This window comes from Pseudomonas lurida (genome assembly GCF_002563895.1).
Classification (GTDB): domain Bacteria; phylum Pseudomonadota; class Gammaproteobacteria; order Pseudomonadales; family Pseudomonadaceae; genus Aquipseudomonas; species Aquipseudomonas lurida.
Genome location: NZ_PDJB01000001.1, coordinates 5,040,453 through 5,058,946, shown reverse-complemented (window position 1 = coordinate 5,058,946; position 18,494 = coordinate 5,040,453). Strand labels below are relative to the sequence as shown.

At 59.7% G+C, this 18,494-nt stretch carries 16 protein-coding genes and 1 pseudogene; 7 read left to right on the top strand and 10 right to left on the bottom strand.

The features are described from left to right. Positions 1-69: 69 nt before the first annotated feature. A complete protein-coding gene (locus ATH90_RS22995) occupies positions 70-444 on the top strand; it encodes a tol-pal system YbgF family protein (RefSeq protein ID WP_034109172.1) in 375 nt (124 codons plus the stop codon). Positions 445-669: 225 nt separating this feature from the next. Then, complete coding sequence (locus ATH90_RS22990; protein ID WP_098467312.1) at positions 670-1,029, top strand: PilZ domain-containing protein; 360 nt, start codon at positions 670-672, stop codon at positions 1,027-1,029. A 77-nt stretch (positions 1,030-1,106) separates the two neighbouring features. On the opposite strand, the gene ATH90_RS22985 is transcribed toward ATH90_RS22990, so the two are convergent. From ATH90_RS22985 to ATH90_RS22960, 6 genes are read right to left on the bottom strand one after another with little or no spacing between them, the layout of a single operon-like run. Next, positions 1,107-2,438 carry a DUF58 domain-containing protein gene (locus ATH90_RS22985; protein ID WP_098467311.1) on the bottom strand — a complete coding sequence of 444 codons (1,332 nt, stop codon included), beginning with the start codon at positions 2,436-2,438 and terminating at the stop codon, positions 1,107-1,109. 7 nt (positions 2,439-2,445) lie between these two features. Beyond that, entirely contained in the window at positions 2,446-3,441 is a 996-nt protein-coding gene (locus ATH90_RS22980; protein WP_034109169.1) for an AAA family ATPase, read from the bottom strand. Then, a complete protein-coding gene (locus tag ATH90_RS22975) occupies positions 3,438-4,607 on the bottom strand; it encodes a DUF4350 domain-containing protein (protein WP_098467310.1) in 1,170 nt (389 codons plus the stop codon). The genes ATH90_RS22980 and ATH90_RS22975 overlap by 4 nt, the downstream gene beginning before the upstream one ends. Beyond that, positions 4,604-6,121, bottom strand: coding sequence for a DUF4129 domain-containing protein (locus tag ATH90_RS22970; protein ID WP_098467309.1), 1,518 nt, complete (start codon positions 6,119-6,121; stop codon positions 4,604-4,606). Before ATH90_RS22970 ends, ATH90_RS22975 begins: the two co-directional genes overlap by 4 nt. Next, positions 6,108-7,088: a stage II sporulation protein M gene (locus ATH90_RS22965; RefSeq protein WP_098467717.1), complete on the bottom strand. Its 981-nt coding sequence runs from the start codon at positions 7,086-7,088 to the stop codon at positions 6,108-6,110. The genes ATH90_RS22970 and ATH90_RS22965 overlap by 14 nt, the downstream gene beginning before the upstream one ends. Then, complete coding sequence (locus tag ATH90_RS22960) at positions 7,085-7,777, bottom strand: RDD family protein (protein ID WP_034109166.1); 693 nt, start codon at positions 7,775-7,777, stop codon at positions 7,085-7,087. Before ATH90_RS22960 ends, ATH90_RS22965 begins: the two co-directional genes overlap by 4 nt. Positions 7,778-7,944: 167 nt before the next feature. Between ATH90_RS22960 and sbcB the strand changes: the two genes are divergently transcribed. Next, complete coding sequence (gene sbcB, locus ATH90_RS22955; RefSeq protein ID WP_034109165.1) at positions 7,945-9,372, top strand: exodeoxyribonuclease I; 1,428 nt, start codon at positions 7,945-7,947, stop codon at positions 9,370-9,372. 89 nt (positions 9,373-9,461) lie between these two features. Here sbcB and mvaT read toward each other — a convergent pair whose 3' ends face one another. Next, on the bottom strand, positions 9,462-9,836 hold the full coding sequence (mvaT, locus tag ATH90_RS22950; RefSeq protein ID WP_005790963.1) for a histone-like nucleoid-structuring protein MvaT: 375 nt from the start codon (positions 9,834-9,836) through the stop codon (positions 9,462-9,464). 350 nt (positions 9,837-10,186) lie between these two features. Here mvaT and purU point away from each other — a divergent pair, with 350 nt between their 5' ends. After that, positions 10,187-11,035 (top strand): formyltetrahydrofolate deformylase, encoded by an 849-nt coding sequence (gene purU / locus ATH90_RS22945; RefSeq protein WP_015885632.1) that lies wholly within the window; start codon positions 10,187-10,189, stop codon positions 11,033-11,035. Positions 11,036-11,121: 86 nt separating this feature from the next. Continuing rightward, entirely contained in the window at positions 11,122-11,292 is a 171-nt protein-coding gene (locus ATH90_RS29435; RefSeq protein ID WP_164403693.1) for a hypothetical protein, read from the top strand. Positions 11,293-11,306: 14 nt separating this feature from the next. Here ATH90_RS29435 and ATH90_RS30015 read toward each other — a convergent pair whose 3' ends face one another. Further along, positions 11,307-12,071 (bottom strand): methyl-accepting chemotaxis protein, encoded by a 765-nt coding sequence (locus ATH90_RS30015; RefSeq protein ID WP_371919453.1) that lies wholly within the window; start codon positions 12,069-12,071, stop codon positions 11,307-11,309. A gap of 93 nt (positions 12,072-12,164) precedes the next feature. Beyond that, positions 12,165-13,196: pseudogene (locus ATH90_RS30010) on the bottom strand (HAMP domain-containing protein); the annotation flags it as partial. 204 nt (positions 13,197-13,400) lie between these two features. Between ATH90_RS30010 and ATH90_RS22935 the strand changes: the two are divergent. Beyond that, on the top strand, positions 13,401-14,879 hold the full coding sequence (locus tag ATH90_RS22935; protein ID WP_034109379.1) for a helicase HerA-like domain-containing protein: 1,479 nt from the start codon (positions 13,401-13,403) through the stop codon (positions 14,877-14,879). A gap of 4 nt (positions 14,880-14,883) precedes the next feature. Here ATH90_RS22935 and ATH90_RS22930 read toward each other — a convergent pair whose 3' ends face one another. Then, positions 14,884-15,339, bottom strand: coding sequence for a DUF721 domain-containing protein (locus ATH90_RS22930; RefSeq protein WP_098467308.1), 456 nt, complete (start codon positions 15,337-15,339; stop codon positions 14,884-14,886). 305 nt (positions 15,340-15,644) lie between these two features. On the opposite strand from ATH90_RS22930, the gene secA reads away from it, so the two are divergent. Continuing rightward, on the top strand, positions 15,645-18,380 hold the full coding sequence (gene secA / locus ATH90_RS22925) for a preprotein translocase subunit SecA (RefSeq protein WP_034109162.1): 2,736 nt from the start codon (positions 15,645-15,647) through the stop codon (positions 18,378-18,380). Positions 18,381-18,494: the final 114 nt, after the last annotated feature.

Sequence of the window (18,494 nt, the reverse complement as noted above, 5' to 3'; positions counted from 1 at the left end):
GCTGAATACGAACATCCTTGAAGATTTTCGACGAGGGGTCGATACACTGCACAAGACAGGAGAACCGTCATGCGAATTTTGCTCATTGCTGCCCTGGCCGTCAGTGTTGTCGGCTGCACCCGTTGGTCGATGGACCACCATTTGAACAATGCCTACCGGGCCTACAAGGTCGGTGACTGTGAGCGCGTCACCCTGGAATTGTCCCAGGTCGACCGTGAAAGTCGTACCCGACGCTATGTGCAGCCAGAAGTGTCGATGTTGCGCGGGCAATGCCTGGAGCGGCAGAAGCTGTTCGTCGACGCGGCGCAGACCTATCAATTCATCATCAATCAATACCCGTCCAGTGAGTACGCCTACCGTGCTCGCGCGAGGCTCGACACCCTGCAGCAACTGGGGTATTTCCCCGGTGCGAGAGCCGCTCAACCCCGTCCTGCGTCCTTGTGATGATATTCGTCATGTCATTACTGGCCCGTCGCCAGTCTTGGGCTATCCTTTAAACGTCCGTTTGTACAAGTTTCTATGCAAACGGATGTGGGGCCCGGACTCGGCGGCTGTCTGGCGGCATCTATTGCTTGTTGTCGCACCGAGATCCAGGGAGAGCGGGCGGTTTTGGCCCGTTCCGAATCACTGGCACGGCCGCAGTCATGGCCACTGGATGGCGATCTCACCATGTTTACCGACCGACGGATCGAGCGGCATCAACTACCTTGTTTTCTGCAAGTATTTAACCGCCTCACAGACAAGCCCATTGGTTTTTTGGGCAATGTCTCGGAAGACGGGCTGATGCTAATCAGCCAACTGCCGATGATGGTCGACGTGGACTTCGAGCTGCGCTTGAAGATTCCCGGTCCTGAAGGCGCCTTCCATCCGATTGATATAACGGCGACTTGCCTGTGGAGTCATGAGGACATCAACCCTCAGCACTACGATTCCGGGTTCAGGGTGCTCCATGCGCCTGAGGAATATGGGCAGTTGATCAACGTGTTGTTTCACTACTTCAGTTTTGATCCCTTGCAGGCTTCAGCCTAGGCACGGCGCGCTGTCGACCCGGTTTGTGGGCCGGTTGGCCTCACCGTGGTCGTGCGCTGTTTTTGATGGCGCTTTCGTCAGAACGCGCCGGCTTTCTTCCAGCCCAGGTAGCGTGTCACCAGGGCCGGACCCAGTTCAGATGGCAAGGTGTCCAATACAGACAGGCCTTGGGCGCTGAGCCGTTCGTGAAGTTCATCGCGGGTATTGAGGTAGCCGACGGTACCGCTGTAGGCCAAGGCTTCGGGCAAGGTTTGCACGGGAGCCTGGCGCAATTGATCGAGAACTTCTTCGCGCAAGCTGGCCACCAGCACCCTGTGTTGGCGGCTGATACGCTTGACGGCCGTCAGCAATGCCTCATCGTCCTCATCCCGCAGGTTAGTCACCACAACCACCAATGCACGCCGCTTTTGCCGAGCCAGCAGTTGGCTTGCCGCAGCCTGGTAATCGGCAGTCCGACGGGTGGTGTCCAGGTCGTAGACCGCGTTGAGCAACAGGTTCAATTGACTACTGCCCTTGACCGGCGCCAGATAGCGCGGCTGGTCACCGGCAAAGGTGCACAGCCCCACGGCATCGCCTTCACGCAAGGCTACATAGCTGAGCAACAGGCATGCATTGAGGGCGTGGTCAAAATGGGACAGCTCGTCATCCTGGCTGCGCATGCGTCGGCCGCAATCCAGCATGAAGACGATCTGTTGGTCGCGCTCATCCTGATATTCACGGGCGATGGGCGTGCGTTGCCGGGCCGTGGCCTTCCAGTCGATCTGGCGCAGGCTGTCGCCGTCGCGAAACTCGCGCAACTGATGAAACTCCAGCCCCAGTCCGCGCCGTTGACGTTGACGCACCCCCAGTTGGCTCAACCAATTGTCCACCCCCAGCAGCTGTGCACCGTACAGCCGGGCAAAATCCGGGTAGACGCGGATGGCATCGCGCACCTCGATAAAGCGCCGGGCTGACCAGAGTCCCATTGGGCTGGGCAGGTGAATTTCACAACGGCTGAACGTGAAGTGCCCGCGCCGTAGTGGGCGAAGACGATAACCCAGCTCGCTGCGCTCACCGGGGCGCAGGTCGATGGATTGGGGCAAGTTCTCTACGGTCAACCCGTCGGGGACATGATCGAAGACCTGCACTGTCAGTGGCTGTGGGAAGTCATGCTCCAGGACCAGGCGTACCTCGCCCCAGCGTCCAAGCGCCAGGCTTCCGGGCATCTGCCGCTGCGCTCTGGGGGAGGGACGGCGACGCAGGCGCACCGCATCCAGCATGGCCAGCAGCAACAGCGCCAGGAGCAACCCCCACACCACTGAGTGCAAGGTGTCGGGCACCTTGACCTGCAGCGCTGCCGCAGTGCCCAACAGAATGCCCAGGCCCAGCAATGCGCCGAGCCAGTGCAACAGCAGACGAGTCGGTTTCATGAGCGAATCATTGCCGGGGTGCTGGAATTTGATCGAGCAGTTGCTTGAGCACCTGGTCGACCTCCAGCCCGTCGATGTCCAACTCTGGCGCGATACGCACACGGTGGCGCAGTACGGCCAGGGCACACCCCTTGATGTCATCCGGGGTGACGAATTCGCCACCGCGCAACAGAGCGCGAGCGCGAGCGCCACGTACCAGGGCAATGGAGGCCCGCGGGCCGGCACCGATGGCCAGCCCCGGCCAGCTGCGGGTGGCGCGTGCCAGGCGTACGGCGTAGTCGAGCACGTGTTCGTCCAGGGCCAGGTCACTGGCAATCTGCTGCAACTGCAGCACGTCCTCGGCCTGTAATACTGTGCGCAATGGGTGTACATCCAGCATGTCAGCCCGGGACGAGCGCGTGACTTCGCGCACCATGTCCAGCTCCTGCTGCGCGTCTGGGTAGTCCATGCGTACCTTGAGCATGAAACGGTCGAGTTCCGCCTCCGGCAGGGGGTAGGTGCCTTCCTGTTCAATGGGGTTCTGGGTTGCCAGCACCATGAACGGTTGGCCGATGGGCAGCGCCTCGCCTTCGAGGGTGACTTGCCGTTCCTGCATGGCCTCAAGCAAGGCTGCCTGGGTCTTGGCCGGGGCACGGTTGATTTCGTCAGCCAGTAACAGGTGGGTGAACACCGGCCCCTTGCGCAGCTTGAACTGCTCGGTGTGCAGGTCGTACACGGCGTGGCCGGTGACATCGCTGGGCATCAGGTCCGGGGTGAACTGGATACGTGCGAAATCGCCATCGAAGCACCGCGCCAGGGCACGTACCAACAAGGTCTTGCCCAACCCCGGCACACCTTCCAGTAGCACGTGGCCACCGGCGATCAGTGCCGTCAGGACATCGTCGATCACCTGGTCCTGGCCCATGACCGCTTTGCGCAATTCAGTGCGCAGGGCCTGGGCTTGCCCGCTGGCGCGTTGCAAGGTCTCGCCGGTCACGGCAGTGGCGCTTGGAAATTCACTCATAGGGCATTCCTGAGGGTTTGCAGGCACGCCACCTGCCGGCTGAAATCGGCGCTGGAAAGCCGTTTTGCCGGGAGTGGGCCAAGGGCCTGGCTGATGACGTGAGAGGGTTGGCGTGTCAGGTGTTCAAGCACCCGCCATTGTTCTGTGTTGTCGAGACGCTCAAAGCCGGGGTGACGGCGCCGTGCTGCACGCAAGATATCGCGCTGCAGGGCATGCAACAGCGTGCCCTGGCCGCTGCGGCGCAGCAGGAAGTCCGCGCTGGCTTTCAGATGTTCCTGCAATTGTCGACGCGCGGTGGATGCCGGTGGACGGATCGGGCCTTGGCGCATCGCGGCTCGCCAAAGTGTGAGGGCGACCAGTGCAATGAGCGCCACCAACGCTTGAGGGAAGTACCGCATCAGCAACGTGAACAGGTCGTCGAAGTCACTGTTGAACAGCAGGGTCACGGTCGTGCCCTGGTTCAGGTACCAGAGCAGCCAGGCATTATCGTGCTTGCCTATGTTCGGGGTTTTCCACAGGTCGCTGTCAGTGATCACCGTGACGCTGCCATCCCCGAGGTCCAGTTGCATCAGGTGACTCGACCTTGCGCTGTTGGCGGAAAATTGCGCCAGGTGCTTGACATCGATGAGGTTGAAGTCCGTGTCGAAACTGAAATACGCCGGTGCGGTTTCATTGTCGACATAGAGCTTGGTCAGGTCCGCAGCCTTCTTGGTACGAGGCTTTTTACTGGACGGGGCGAGCTCTTCAGGCTCGTCACTCAACGTTTGGTGGATATGCAGACGATCGAGTAGCAGGTCGCCGCTTTTGCCCGTTTCTTCATCCCATAACGCCTCGGCCACCAGTAACAGATGGCCGCCGGACCTGGCCCATCCCAGCAGTTGCTCCACCTGGCGTGGCGTCATGCTGCTGCGCTCGCCGAGCAGCAGCAGGCTGTTTTCCTTGGCCGGCAGGGTCGTCAGTCGCTCCAGGCTATTGGCGTGTTGCACGGCCAGGCCTTGTTGGCGCAGAAAGTGTTCGGCCGCCAGGTAGGGGTTGGCCTGAGCTTGCGGAGAAGGGCCGCGATCCACCACTTCGTCATAGGGAACCGCCTTGCTCCACGCGTAGTAACCAGTTGCTCCAAGCAAGCACGCCAGCAATAGACCAACCCACAGTAACGGTCGCTTCATGGGGGGCTCCCCGCGCTGAACAGGGTGCGCCAATCACTGCACAGTTTTTGCTGGGCCGAGAGTGGGGGCAACTGATGGCCATAGGCGAGGGTTTGCCAATGCCGGGTCAATTCATCACTGAAGGCCAGCAGGTGTGGGTGTTGCAATTGGTGTACGCGCGCCAGGACCTGGCCTTCGGTGTCGGCGTTTTTCAGCGGCAGGTTGAAGTCATGCAGCAGGCGACTGAGCAGGCCCCGGTACAGCAGGCCGAGGGCTTCCCTTGGTTGTGTGGCCCATAGGTGCTCGGCGGCAGTGGCAACATCGTCGGGCAAGGTCTCGCTACCCAGTTCAAGGCCGAACAGCTGCGTGGGCACTGGTTTGACTGTTTTGGGTTTACGAGGCCCGCGCCGACTGACGAAGGTGTGCAGCCATTCACGATACCGCCACGCCAGCATGATCAGGCCACCGATCAGAAGCCCCCACAGCAGCACTTCAACGGCTTGGGCAACGTGCTTGAAGGTAGTGCTGTTGAGATTGTCCAGCAACGCTTTCAGCCAGGCAGGAAGTTTGCCGTTGGTGCGGGCCTGGTTTTCTGCAGGGGAGGGGGCTTCGCCAAAGCGATAGCGGGTGACGGTTTCCGGGTTTTTGAATGGGGGCTTGTCCAGTATCAACTTGACGGACTGGCTGGCACTTTGGGTACTAAGCGGCGTGGCATCGGCCATGGCGGGAGGACTGAGCGGCAGCAGCATCAGTCCGGTCACCAGTAATAACAACGGCGCCACGTTGCTCAGGCGCTCACGAAGGCGTCGGAAGATCAACTCCAGGTCCCAGGCCTCCAGTACGGTGCGACGGTTAAGGTAGAGGCTGAAACCGCAAGCCACATAGATGGGTTCCCAGAACACCAGGAGCAAGGCATAGAAGGCGTTGCCCAGGTGTTCCAGCCAAAGCCCTTCCGAGCTTGTCGCCAGTACCAGGCGTTGCCAGTCCCAATCCATCTCGACGTTTTGCGGAATAAATAGATAGAACAGCGCCATGCAGCCAAACCACATGCCGATTTCCAGGTGCGTGCCAACGATGGTCAGCCAGCGTGCAGCTCCGGCATTACGTTGCTGCAGAACGCCCAGGCGTTTTTGGCGTGCAGGACCCTCCAGGCCTTCTAGCTGGCTGACCGGCATCACAAAGCTGCGACTCAGGCTGAGCCGTCGCCAGGTCAGGCTGGCCAGCAACTGGCCCTTGAGCAGCCGCGGCCATTGGCGTACTGCTTCCTTGAGGCTGGGTGTTTCGCCAAACAACGCCTTGGACAAAATGTACAGCGGCAAGCGGTCAAAGGCTGGCTTGAGCCACCAGAACAGGAATATCGCGGTAGACGGGGACTGCCACAGCAGCGCGGTGAGCAAGGCGAACACTGGCAGGGTGACCAATGCCCAACTGCCCATCAATAGCATGCGGTGTTCCCGGGTCATCAGTACGCCGAGATCCATGGCTTCCCAGGCGGTACGCGGGCGGATTACCACGCTGGCATCACTCAGGCGCATGGCGAATCCTCCCGGCAAGACTCAGGTAAGCGGCAACCAGCAGCCACAGGACGGCGCCCACCAGATATTTGACCCAAGGGGGGACGTCGGTGGTGGATGACCAATAGGCCTCGATAAAGGCCGCTATCAGCAGGAAGATCATGACACCGCACAACATCTGCACGCTTTTGCGCGCCGCCAGCCGCAGTGATTCGCCACGGGTCAATTGCCCGGGAGCGATCAGAGCCCAACCCAGTTGCAAGCCTGCGGCTCCGGCGAGGGCGATGGCGGTCAGTTCGAACGCACCATGGCCGATGACGAACGACCAGAAAGTCTGCCCGTAGCCGATTTCGGTCAGGTGCCCAGAGACCGCGCCGATGACCAACCCGTTGAAAATCAGAAAGAACACGCTGCCCAGGCCGAACAACAACCCGGCGGCGAAGGTCTGGAACGCGATGCCAATGTTGTGCATCACGTAGTAGCCGAACATCATCCAGTCTTCGCTTGATGCCCGCTCGGCGGCGCGGCCCAGGCGACTGGCGTCGGGGTCATACATGCCCTGCATCTCAGCCACCTGCTGGGGGCTGACGATGCTGTAGATCAGGTCGGGGAACAGGTACACCAGCAGCGCAATGCCTGCCAGGCTTCCAAAGAACAGCAGGCTGGCCGTCATTACGAAGCGCCACTGTTCGCGCACCAACCGAGGAAAATCGGCAAGCAAGAACCCCAGCACATTTGCCGCCCATTGGCTGCGATGCCGGTAAAGCTGTTGATGGCCGCGCAGGGCCAGTTGTTGCAATGGGTCTACCAGATAGCTGCTGTAGCCGCGTTCCTGTGCCAGCGCCAGGTGATGGCACAGGCGTCGGTACTGATGCGGGAAGTCGGCGATGTCACTGGCCTTGGCCTTGCCTTGTTCCAGCTGTTTCAGCTGTTCGGCAAACGCTTGCCATTGGGGTTGGTGACGGCTTTCGAAGAGGCTCTGCTTCATGTCGGCCCCAACAGGCCACGGGCCACGCCGTTGAGTTGCTCCACGGCGCGGGCCGGGGATACTTGCAAGGGGGTGGCGAGTATCGAGGCCAACTCGTGAACGCGTTCGGTGGACAGTTCGCCCTGGCGCTCCGCGAAGGCAAGGATGGCCCGCTGTTCGCTCAGGTCCAGGGTGAAGGGCAGGCGCAAGGCCACGGCTTGAGGGATCTGGGGGCGCACCAGGGGCTGTTCCCGATAGATCACCAGTGTGCCGGCCGCCAAGTCGCCCAGGCGTTTGAAGTGAGGGTGCTGCAGGCAACTGATAGCGCCGAGAAAATAGCCGAATGGCAGCATGTCGACGAACCGCAGCAGGTTACGGATCAGTGACGCGGACCAGCCGATCGGGGTCCCGTCATCCTGTACGACACGCAACCCCATGACCTGTTTGCCGGGCGAGCAACCCTGGTTGAGTACCTCGAACAGCACCATGTACCACCAACTGATCAGGAACAGCAGCAGCGAACCCAGACCGATACCGACGTTACCCAGCAACGCCAGCGGCACCAGCAGCACACCCATCACCACCCCGCGCAGGCCCAGGTCGAAGGCAAAGGCCAGCACCCGTGGCACCAGGCCGGCCGGGCGCAGGGGCAGGTCGATGCCCTCCGGGGTCTCGATCTGGTAGCGGGTGTCCAATGGGGCTGACGGCATCGCGATCCTTGGCAGTGCAGAGTGGCTGGGAGACACGGATGCTAGCAGTGTCGGCGATGGAAGCAACCACTCAAGGTTTTACTGGATATTTGTACAGTTCATTTGGTGCTGGTCGCGGACGCTGTCCAGCGCCTAGACTTTGTCGATCTTCAGTACAGGATCAGCCCGTGACCTCCATTTTCTGGTACGACTATGAAACCACCGGCATCAACCCGCGCAACGATCGCCCACTCCAGGTAGCCGGTATTCGCACGGACGTCGAACTCAATGAGATCGGCACGCCGGTCAATCTTTTTTGCCAGCCCAGCGACGATATCCTGCCTCACCCGGTGGCCTGCGCGATTACTGGTATCACCCCTGCGATACTCGCGGAAAAGGGCCTTGCCGAGGCCGACTTCATGACCCGTGTGCATGCTGAACTGGCCGCTCCGGGAACGTGTGGCGCCGGGTACAACACCTTGCGCTTTGACGATGAAATGACGCGCTACAGCTTGTATCGCAATTTCTTCGACCCTTATGCGCGGGAATGGCAGGGCGGTAACAGTCGCTGGGATTTGATCGATGTGGTGCGTACTGCCTACGCGTTGCGCCCGGAGGGCATTGAATGGCCGCAGCAGGATGGGCGCGTCACGCTCAAGCTGGAGCGCCTGACCGAAGCCAACGGTATCGCCCATGGCCAGGCCCACGATGCGTTGTCCGATGTGCGCGCCACGATCGCCTTGGCCCGACGGGTTCGCGAGAAACAACCCAAGCTATATGAGTGGCTGTTTCAGCTACGCAGCAAACAACGCGTGATGGACCAGGTGCGCTTGTTGCAGCCGATGGTGCACATCTCCGGGCGCTTTTCCGCCGAGCGTCATTACCTGGGGGTTGTGCTGCCGCTGGCGTGGCACCCGCGCAATCGCAATGCCTTGATCGTCTGCGACCTCGGGCTCGATCCGCAGGGGCTGCTGGACCTGGATGCGGATGCCTTGCGCCAACGCCTTTACACCCGCCGCGACGATCTGGCCGAGGGCGAACTGCCGGTGCCGCTCAAATTGGTGCATATCAATCGTTGCCCCGTGGTCGCTCCCTTGAATGTGCTGAGGGCACAAGACCGTGAACGCCTGCACTTGGACATGGCTATTTATCAGGAGCGGGCACTGCGGCTAACTGACGCACAGGAACTTTGGCGCGATAAGTTAGCGGTCATTTATGCCGAAGAAGATTTCGCGGCGAGCGCCGACCCGGAACAGCAGCTTTACGACGGTTTTATCGGAGACCGTGATCGACGTTTATGCGAACAAGTCCGGACGGCCGAGCCTGCGCAATTAGCACGCCAGCAGTGGCCTTTTGATGATCACCGTTTGCCTGAATTATTGTTTCGCTACCGCGCGCGTAACTTCCCCGACACCTTGAACAGCGACGAACAACTACGCTGGAAACTTTTTTGTCAGCAACGTTTGTCGAACCCGGAGTGGGGCGCGCCGAATACCCTTGAGGCATTTAATCAGGCCCGGCAGGAGTTCGCCGTTAGTGCCACGCCGTTTCAGCATGGGGTGCTGGAGCAATGGCAGGAATATGCGGACACTCTGGCCGCGCGGATGAATTTGTAGTCGGCTGTCACAAAATAGGCAGGCAATAAAAAACGCCAGCAGGCTGGCGTTTTTAATGTGTCGCGTATCAGGCGTGAGCCTGGCGAGGCTTAGCCCAGCAGGGTAGCCCAACCTTCAACCACGTCACCGCCCCACTTGGCTTTCCACTCTTTCAGCGTTTTGTGGTTGCCACCTTTGGTTTCAATCACTTCACCGTTGTGCGGGTTTTTGTATTGCTTGACCTTGCGAGCACGCTTGGTGCCGGTAGTTTTCACAGCGCCGCGCGGTGCTTTAACTTTCGACTCTGGATCCAGCAGCGCGATGATGTCACGCAGGGATTTGGAGTATTCACCCATCAGGGTGCGCAATTTGCCTTCGAATTCCAGCTCGGTTTGCAGTTTGTCGTCTTGGGACAGGTTCTTCAAACGGGCTTGCAGCTCTTTGATAGCTTCTTCGGTGGCGCGGTATTCGTTGATCAGAGACATGTGGACTACCTTATGTAGAGCGCTGATTGACAGGGAGCGTGGCCCAATAATAGTCAGGCGGTTTGCCCAAGTAAACATTTAAGGTCGCATTTATGTGAATTACTTTGAATGTTTGTAGCAGGACTGCGCATTCGAGTTAATTATTAGGGCGTCGACCTAAAGATAATCTCCTTGAATTGCACGGAACAGCCGTCGGGTGACGCAGTAGATTCATATAAAGGTGGTAAAACCATAGGCTATTAAGGGGCAATGCGCGGGCCGGCGATCAGAATAAGCGTTAACGAATACTGCAGTTTTCCTGCGCAATCGCTAGAATGGCGGCCTTTGCGAAGTTCTGGAGTTTCCCCCTAATGCGCACTTTTCGGCTGGTGATTGCTTGCCCGGACCGGGTTGGCATCGTTGCCAAAGTCAGTAACTTTCTGGCCTCCCACAACGGCTGGATCACCGAGGCGAGTCATCACTCGGACAATCTCAGCGGCTGGTTCTTCATGCGTCATGAGATCCGTGCCGATACGCTGCCCTTCGGCCTTGAGGCCTTCCGCGAGGCCTTTGCGCCGATCGCCGAAGAGTTTTCGATGACCTGGCATATCACCGACACCGAGCAGAAAAAGCGCGTGGTGTTGATGGCCAGCCGCGAATCCCACTGCCTGGCCGATTTGCTGCACCGCTGGCACAGTGATGAGCTGGACTGCGAGATCGCTTGCGTGATTTCAAACCACGACGACCTGCGCAGCATGGTCGAGTGGCATGGCATCCCGTATTACCACGTGCCGGTCAACCCGCAGGACAAGGAGCCGGCCTTCGCCGAAGTCTCCCGACTGGTCAAGCAGCATGAAGCCGACGTCGTGGTGCTGGCGCGCTACATGCAGATCCTGCCGCCGGAGCTGTGCCGCGAATATGCCGGCAAGGTGATCAACATTCACCACAGCTTCCTGCCCTCGTTCGTGGGCGCCAAGCCTTACCACCAGGCTTCCCTGCGTGGCGTGAAGTTGATCGGCGCCACGTGCCACTACGTCACCGAAGAGCTCGACGCCGGCCCGATCATCGAGCAGGACGTGGTGCGTGTCAGCCACAGCGACAGCATTGAAGACATGGTGCGTTTCGGCCGCGACGTCGAGAAGATGGTGTTGGCCCGTGGCCTGCGTTATCACCTTGAAGACCGCGTGCTGGTGCACGGCAACAAGACGGTCGTATTCTGACCGACGTGTTGTGATTGAAGAATGAAGGGCCTGGTCGTTAAATCGTTCCAGGCCCTTTTTCTATGCGTGTCGATGAGGATTGAGCAATGAGTGATCCGCTGGACAAAGCCACATCAAAAGCCCCGGCGACAGTGGGGGAGGGATGTCTGAGTCGGTTTGATCCGGATGACCTGGACAACGATGACGGCACCGATTTTCCCGGTGCCGCCCAATTGTGGGAGCGCGAACGGGGCAACTTCGAGCCCGAGGGCAAGTAATCGTCCCCCCAGGATCAGATCCGGAAACTGCCCACCAGTTGCTTCAATCGCGCGGCTTGCTGCTCCAGGTCGGAACAGGCGCGCAGGGTGGAGTGCAGGTTTTCCACGCCTTCCTGATTAAGGGTATTGATCTCGGTAATGTCCATGTTGATCGACTCCACCACTGAGGTTTGTTCTTCCGTGGCGGTGGCGACCGACTGGTTCATGCCATCGATCTCGCCGATGCGTTGGGTCACGCTGTTGAGGCGTTCACCGGCCAGGTTGGCAATGTCCACGCTGTCGAGGCTGTGGCGCTGGCTTTCACTCATGGTGCTCACCGACTCCCGGGCGCCGACTTGCAGCTCCTCGATCATCTTCTGCACTTGTTGCGCCGATTCCTGAGTGCGATGCGCCAGGTTGCGCACTTCATCCGCGACCACTGCAAAACCGCGCCCGGCTTCCCCGGCGCGGGCCGCTTCAATCGCGGCGTTGAGTGCCAGCAGGTTGGTCTGTTGGGAAATGCTGGTGATCACCTCGAGAATCTGGCCGATATTCACCGTCTTGCTATTGAGCGCTTCGATATTGCTGCTGGAGGCGCTGATCATCGCGGACAGCTGGTTCATCGCCTTGATATTGCGCTCTACCACTTGCTGGCCGTCTTCAGCCAGGTGCCGTGCGTCGCTGGCCTGATGGGAGGCCTGCGCGGCATTGCGTGCGATTTCCTGGGCCGCGGCCCCCAATTGATTGATCGCGGCGGCAACGCTGTTGGTTCGGTTGGCCTGCTCGTCGGAGTTGACCATCGACGAGTTGGACGCACTGACCACGCGCAGTGCCACCTCATTGACCTGTTCGGTGGCCGAGGAAACTTCGCGGATCGACGTATGAATACGCTCCACGAACCGGTTGAAGGCGTTACCCAGTGTGCCGAATTCATCGTGATTCTGGATCGTCAGGCGGCGTGTAAGGTCGCCCTCGCCGTCGGCGATGTCCTGCATGGCACGGGTCATCACATGCAACGGTTGCAGGAGTACGCGGATCAGCATGCCGAGCAGCGCGATGATGATGACCACGGCAATGATCGTGGCGATGACCGCCGAGGTGCGGAATTCGCTGAGCATGGCGAAGGATTTGTCTTTATCTACTGCAATACCGAGGTACCAGTTCACCGAGGGCAAGCCCTTGATCGGCGTAAAGGTCACGATAGTGTCCTTGCCGTTGGCTTCGACTTGGCTGAAGTCTGCACTGATTTTCGGGGTGTTGTTCGGGTACACGTCAGCCAGGGTCTTCATCACCAGGTTTTTGTCCGGGTGTACCAGTACCTTGCCATCGGCACTGACCAGGAACGCATAGCCCATGCCGCCGAAGTTCAGCGCGCCAATGTTGTCCACGAGGGTTTGCAGGCTCAGGTCGCCACCGACCACGCCGATGCTCTGGGTGCCCTGGGTGCTGGGCGTGGCAACGGAAATGATCAATTTGCCGGTGGCAGCATCGATATAGGGTTCGGTCAGGGTTGAGCCGTTGCTGCTCTGGGCGCCTTTGTACCAGGGCCGTACGCGCGGATCGAAGCCCTCTGGCATCTTGGTGTCAGGGCGGATGGTGAATGCGCCCTTGCTGTCACCGACGTAGGTTGCCATGAATGAAGAGGTCAGGGCTTTCTGTTCCAGCAGGCTGGCAACCGCGGAGGGCTCGGGGTTGATGGCGATGTTTTGTGCGGCGTTTTCCACCAGGGCAATGCGCCCGGTGAGCCAGGTTTGAATGTTGCTGGCGGTGACATCCCCCATTTCATGCAGGTAGTTGTTGAGATCGTCGCGAATCGCGTTGCGTTGCAGGTAGTCGTTATAGAGGGTAAATAGCGCGAAAGCGGCGATGACGATAAGGGAGGCTGCAAGCAGGATTTTGTGGCTGAAGCGCAGATTTTTATTCATGGCTTGTAGGGTCCGCTAAGGTCTTAATATCCGAAGCGCGTCCTTATGGGAGGCGCAAAATGGCAGCGTCAAAAAAGGTGTGATACTTCTTGTGATAGCTCTGTGGGTCCCTGTAGGAACTATCTGACCTATTTTTAGACTTTGTGGGTCTCACATCTGCCTGTATCGACCTGGCGACACTAAAGATTAACCATGGGTGACGAAATGCCTGACTCCACACAACTGCTTATCGGTGCCGACCTCTCCGGCCAGCCTATTGCCCAGGCCCTGCGCCTGGCCAACCGTCACGGGTTGATCGCCGGCGCCACCGGCACGGGCAAGACCGTCACGTTGCAACGCCTGGCAGAAGCCTTCAGTGATGCCGGTGTGGCCGTATTTGCCGCGGACATCAAGGGTGACCTGTGCGGCCTGGGGGCTGCGGCAAATCCTCAAGGCAAGGTTGCCGAGCGTATCGCCGGCATGCCCTTCCTCAATTACACGGCCAAGGCCTACCCGGTCACGCTGTGGGATATTCACGGGCAGTCCGGTCATCCGTTGCGCACCACCATCAGCGAAATGGGCCCGTTGTTGCTGGGCAGCCTGCTGGAACTCACCGACAGCCAGCAGTCGGCCCTGTACGCAGCCTTCAAGGTCGCGGATCGCGAAGGCCTGCTGTTGCTGGACCTCAAGGACCTCAAGGCGCTCCTCAACCACCTGCGCTATCACCCGGAGTTGCTCGGAGAAGATGCGGCGCTGATGACCACCGGTTCCAGCCAGGCGCTGTTGCGTCGTCTGGCGGTATTGGAACAGCAGGGTGCTGAAGCCTTGTTCGGCGAGCCGGCCCTGCAGTTGGAAGATATCCTGCAACCTGCCGGCGACGGGCGCGGGCGCATCCACCTGCTGGACGCCAGCCGGCTGGTGCACGAGGCGCCGAAGGTGTACGCGACGTTCCTGCTGTGGCTGTTGGCGGAGTTGTTCGAACAGTTGCCCGAGCGCGGTGACGCAGACAAACCGCTGTTGGCGCTGTTTTTTGATGAAGCGCATTTACTCTTCGCCGACACGCCCAAGGCGCTGCAGGACCGTCTTGAACAAGTGGTACGGCTGATTCGCTCCAAGGGCGTGGGGGTGTATTTTGTCACCCAATCCCCAGGCGACCTGCCGGACAGCGTGCTGGCCCAGCTCGGCCTGCGCATCCAGCATGGCCTGCGGGCGTTCACGACCAAGGAACAGAAATCCCTGCGCGCCGTAGCGGACGGGTTTCGGCCAAACCCGGCATTTGATGCCTTGTCGGTATTGACCGAGCTGGGCACGGGGGAGGCCTTGGTGGGCACGTTGCAGGAAAAGGGCACGCCGGAAGTCGTCCAGCGCGTATTGGTTGCACCGCCGCAATCGCGGATTGGCCCGCTCAGCGACGTCGAACGCGCTGCGCTGGTGGCCAGTTCAACGTTGCAGGGGCGTTATGACAAGCCCATCGACCGCGAATCGGCTTATGAAGTGCTGATGTCACGCAAGGCGCTGGGGCCAACAGACGAGGCCAAGCCGGCCAGCGACGAACCGAGTTTCACCGACAAAGCCGGGGCGTTCCTGGGCACGACGGCGGGCAAGGCGCTGAAGTCCGCGATGCAGCAAGCCGCCAATCAGATGGGGCGGCAACTGGTGCGTGGCTTGTTGGGGTCGCTGTTGGGCGGTAGCAAGCGCAAATAGCGGGTCAGGGCTTGGGCTTGGCGTGGGCCGCCAGTCTTTCGAGCGCCGCGCGCAAGGCTGGGTTGCTGATCCCGTCGGCGGTTGCCTGAATGGTTTCGGCCGCAGTCGTCGAAAGATCATGAGTATGTTCCACCACGCCAGGCAGGGTGGTGGGCGGCTGTACCTTGAACTGAATGCGTGTCAGCCCGGCGAATTCATCAAAGGCCATCAATTGGCGCTGCAAGCGTTTTTGCTGATAGCGCAAACGCGTAGCCCAGTGGCCATCCGTGACAATGAGCAGCAGGTGACCTTCACGCCACGACGCCACGCGGCAATGTTCGCGCGCGGCCGGTTGCAGCTGGCTTTCGAGCAGGCGTTGCAACTGGCCCAAGCGTTTCGCATGGCCAAAGATGGCTTTCAGCGGCTTGGCATCGCGAAGCAACACGGCGGGTGCACGGGCTGTCAGGGGGCGAAATGCCATTATTGGACACCTTAAGTAACAGAGCGGCCATCTTAGCAGAAAGCGCCTGTAGGCCCCCTGGCCATGCATCCACCGCGTGTCGTGCGTAAAATCAATAGGTAACTTCTGCGTTCCATGGGTTGAAGTTCCGGCAAAAGCCCTTATTTTAAACAAGCCCTCTCACAGCCCCATGCCTGCATCGGGGAACAACGCCACTTTCCTCACCCACGAATCCGGGTAGAATGCGCGTTCGCATGCGGCCGTGAGGGCTGCTCGGGCCACTGACGGTGCGCCCTCCATCCCTATGTGTGGAAGAACCTGCCGATATGTTTGCGCCTTTGTTAAAGAAACTTTTTGGAAGCAAGAATGAGCGCGAAGTCAAACGCATGCTCAAGACGGTGCAGCTGGTCAATGCCTTCGAAGAGCAGATGGTTGCCCTGTCGGACGAGCAATTGCGCGCCAAGACCCAAGAGTTCAAGGCCCGCATAGCCAAAGGTGAAACCCTCGACAAGCTGCTTCCCGAAGCCTTTGCGGTCGCCCGTGAAGCCGGTAAGCGTGTCATGGGCATGCGCCACTTCGACGTCCAGTTGATCGGCGGCATGACCTTGCATGAAGGCATGATTGCCGAAATGCGCACAGGTGAAGGCAAGACCCTGGTGGCAACCCTGGGCGTTTACCTCAATGCGCTGTCCGGCAAGGGCGTGCACGTTGTGACGGTGAACGACTACCTGGCTCGCCGTGACGCCAACTGGATGCGCCCGCTGTATGAATTCCTCGGCCTGACCGTCGGCGTGGTAACGCCGTTCCAGCCGCCGGAAGAGAAGCGCGCCGCATACGCCGCCGACATCACCTACGGCACCAACAACGAATTCGGTTTCGACTACCTGCGCGACAACATGGCGTTCAGCATGGAAGAAAAATTCCAGCGCGAACTCAATTTTGCCGTGATCGACGAAGTCGACTCCATCCTCATCGACGAAGCCCGTACCCCGCTGATCATCTCCGGCCAGGCCGAAGACAGCTCGCGCCTGTACACCGAGATCAACAAGTTGATCCCGCGCCTGGAGCAGCACATCGAGGAAGTGGAAGGCGTGGTGACCAAAGAAGGTCACTTCAGCATCGACGAGAAGACCCGCCAGGTCGAGCTCAACGAAGCCGGTCACCAGTTCGTCGAAGAGATGCTGACCCAGATCGGGGAGCTGGCCGAGGGTGAAAGCCTGTACTCGGCACACAACCTGGGCCTGTTGACCCACGTGTATGCTGGCCTGCGTGCCCACAAGCTGTTCCATCGCAACGTTGAATACATCGTGCAGGATGGCCAGGTTGTGCTGGTCGACGAGCACACCGGCCGTACCATGCCGGGTCGTCGCCTGTCCGAAGGCCTGCACCAGGCCATCGAAGCCAAGGAAGGGCTCAACATCCAGGCTGAAAGCCAGACGTTGGCGTCCACCACCTTCCAGAACTACTTCCGTCTGTACAACAAGCTGTCCGGCATGACCGGTACGGCCGACACCGAAGCGTTCGAGTTCCACCAGATCTACAACCTGGCCGTGATGGTCATTCCGCCGAACAAGCCGTTGGCGCGTAAAGACTACAACGACCTGGTGTTCCTGACGGCCGAAGAGAAATACGCGGCAATCATCAACGACATCAAGGACGGCATGGCCCAGGGTCGTCCGATCCTGGTGGGTACTGCCACCATCGAAACGTCCGAGCACGTGTCCAACCTGCTCAACAAGGAAGGCATCGAGCACAAGGTACTCAACGCCAAGTTCCACGAAAAGGAAGCCGAGATCATTGCCCAGGCCGGTCGCCCAGGCGCACTAACCATTGCCACCAACATGGCCGGTCGTGGTACCGACATCCTGTTGGGCGGCAACTGGGAAGTGGAAGTGGCTTCCCTGGACAACCCGACGCCAGAGCAGATCGCCCAGATCAAGGCTGATTGGCAGAAACGCCACCAGGCCGTGCTGGAATCCGGTGGCCTGCAGGTGATCGCCTCCGAGCGTCACGAGTCGCGCCGTATCGACAACCAGCTGCGTGGTCGTGCCGGCCGTCAGGGTGACGCCGGTTCCAGCCGCTTCTACCTGTCGCTGGAAGACAGCCTGATGCGTATCTTCGCCTCTGATCGGGTGAAGAACTTCATGAAGGCCTTGGGCATGCAGTCCGGTGAAGCGATCGAGCACCGCATGGTGACCAACGCCATCGAGAAAGCCCAGCGCAAGGTGGAAGGCCGCAACTTCGACATTCGTAAGCAACTGCTCGAGTTCGATGACGTCAACAACGAACAGCGTAAAGTGATCTATCACATGCGTAACACGTTGCTGGCCGCCGACAACATTGGCGAGACCATCGCTGACTTCCGTCAGGACGTGCTCAATGCCACCGTCAGCGCACACATCCCGCCACAATCCCTGCCAGAGCAGTGGGATGTTGCCGGTCTGGAAGCCGCGTTGAAGAGCGATTTTGGTGTCGACTTGCCGGTTCAGCAATGGTTGGACGAAGACGATCACCTGTACGAAGAAACCCTGCGCGAAAAACTGATGGCCGAATTGCTGGCCGCGTACAACGAGAAAGAAGAGCAGGCAAGTGCCGAAGCCCTGCGCACCTTCGAGAAACAAATCGTTCTGCGCGTGTTGGACGACCTGTGGAAAGACCACCTGTCGACCATGGATCACCTGCGTCACGGTATCCACCTGCGTGGCTACGCCCAGAAAAACCCGAAGCAGGAGTACAAGCGCGAGTCGTTCACGCTGTTCTCCGAGCTGCTGGATTCGATCAAGCGCGATTCTATCCGCGTGCTGTCCCACGTTCAGGTGCGTCGCGAAGACCCGATCGAGGAAGAAGCCCGCCTGCGTCAGGAAGCCGAGGCACTGGCCGCGCGCATGCAGTTCCAGCACGACGAAGCGCCAGGCCTGGAAGCCCCTGAGGTATTGGGCGAAGAGGTCGATGTGGCCTTGGCTCAAACCCCGGTACGCAATGACCAGAAGCTGGGCCGCAACGAACTGTGCTGGTGCGGTTCGGGCAAGAAGTTCAAACACTGCCACGGCGAAATCAACTAAGATTTTTGCCTGACGCTGCAACACCCTGCGCCGCGACCGGCCTTTGCCGTCGCGGCGTTTTGCCATTAATTACGCCGTCAATCACGCCGGCACAGACATCACCTATTTTTAAGG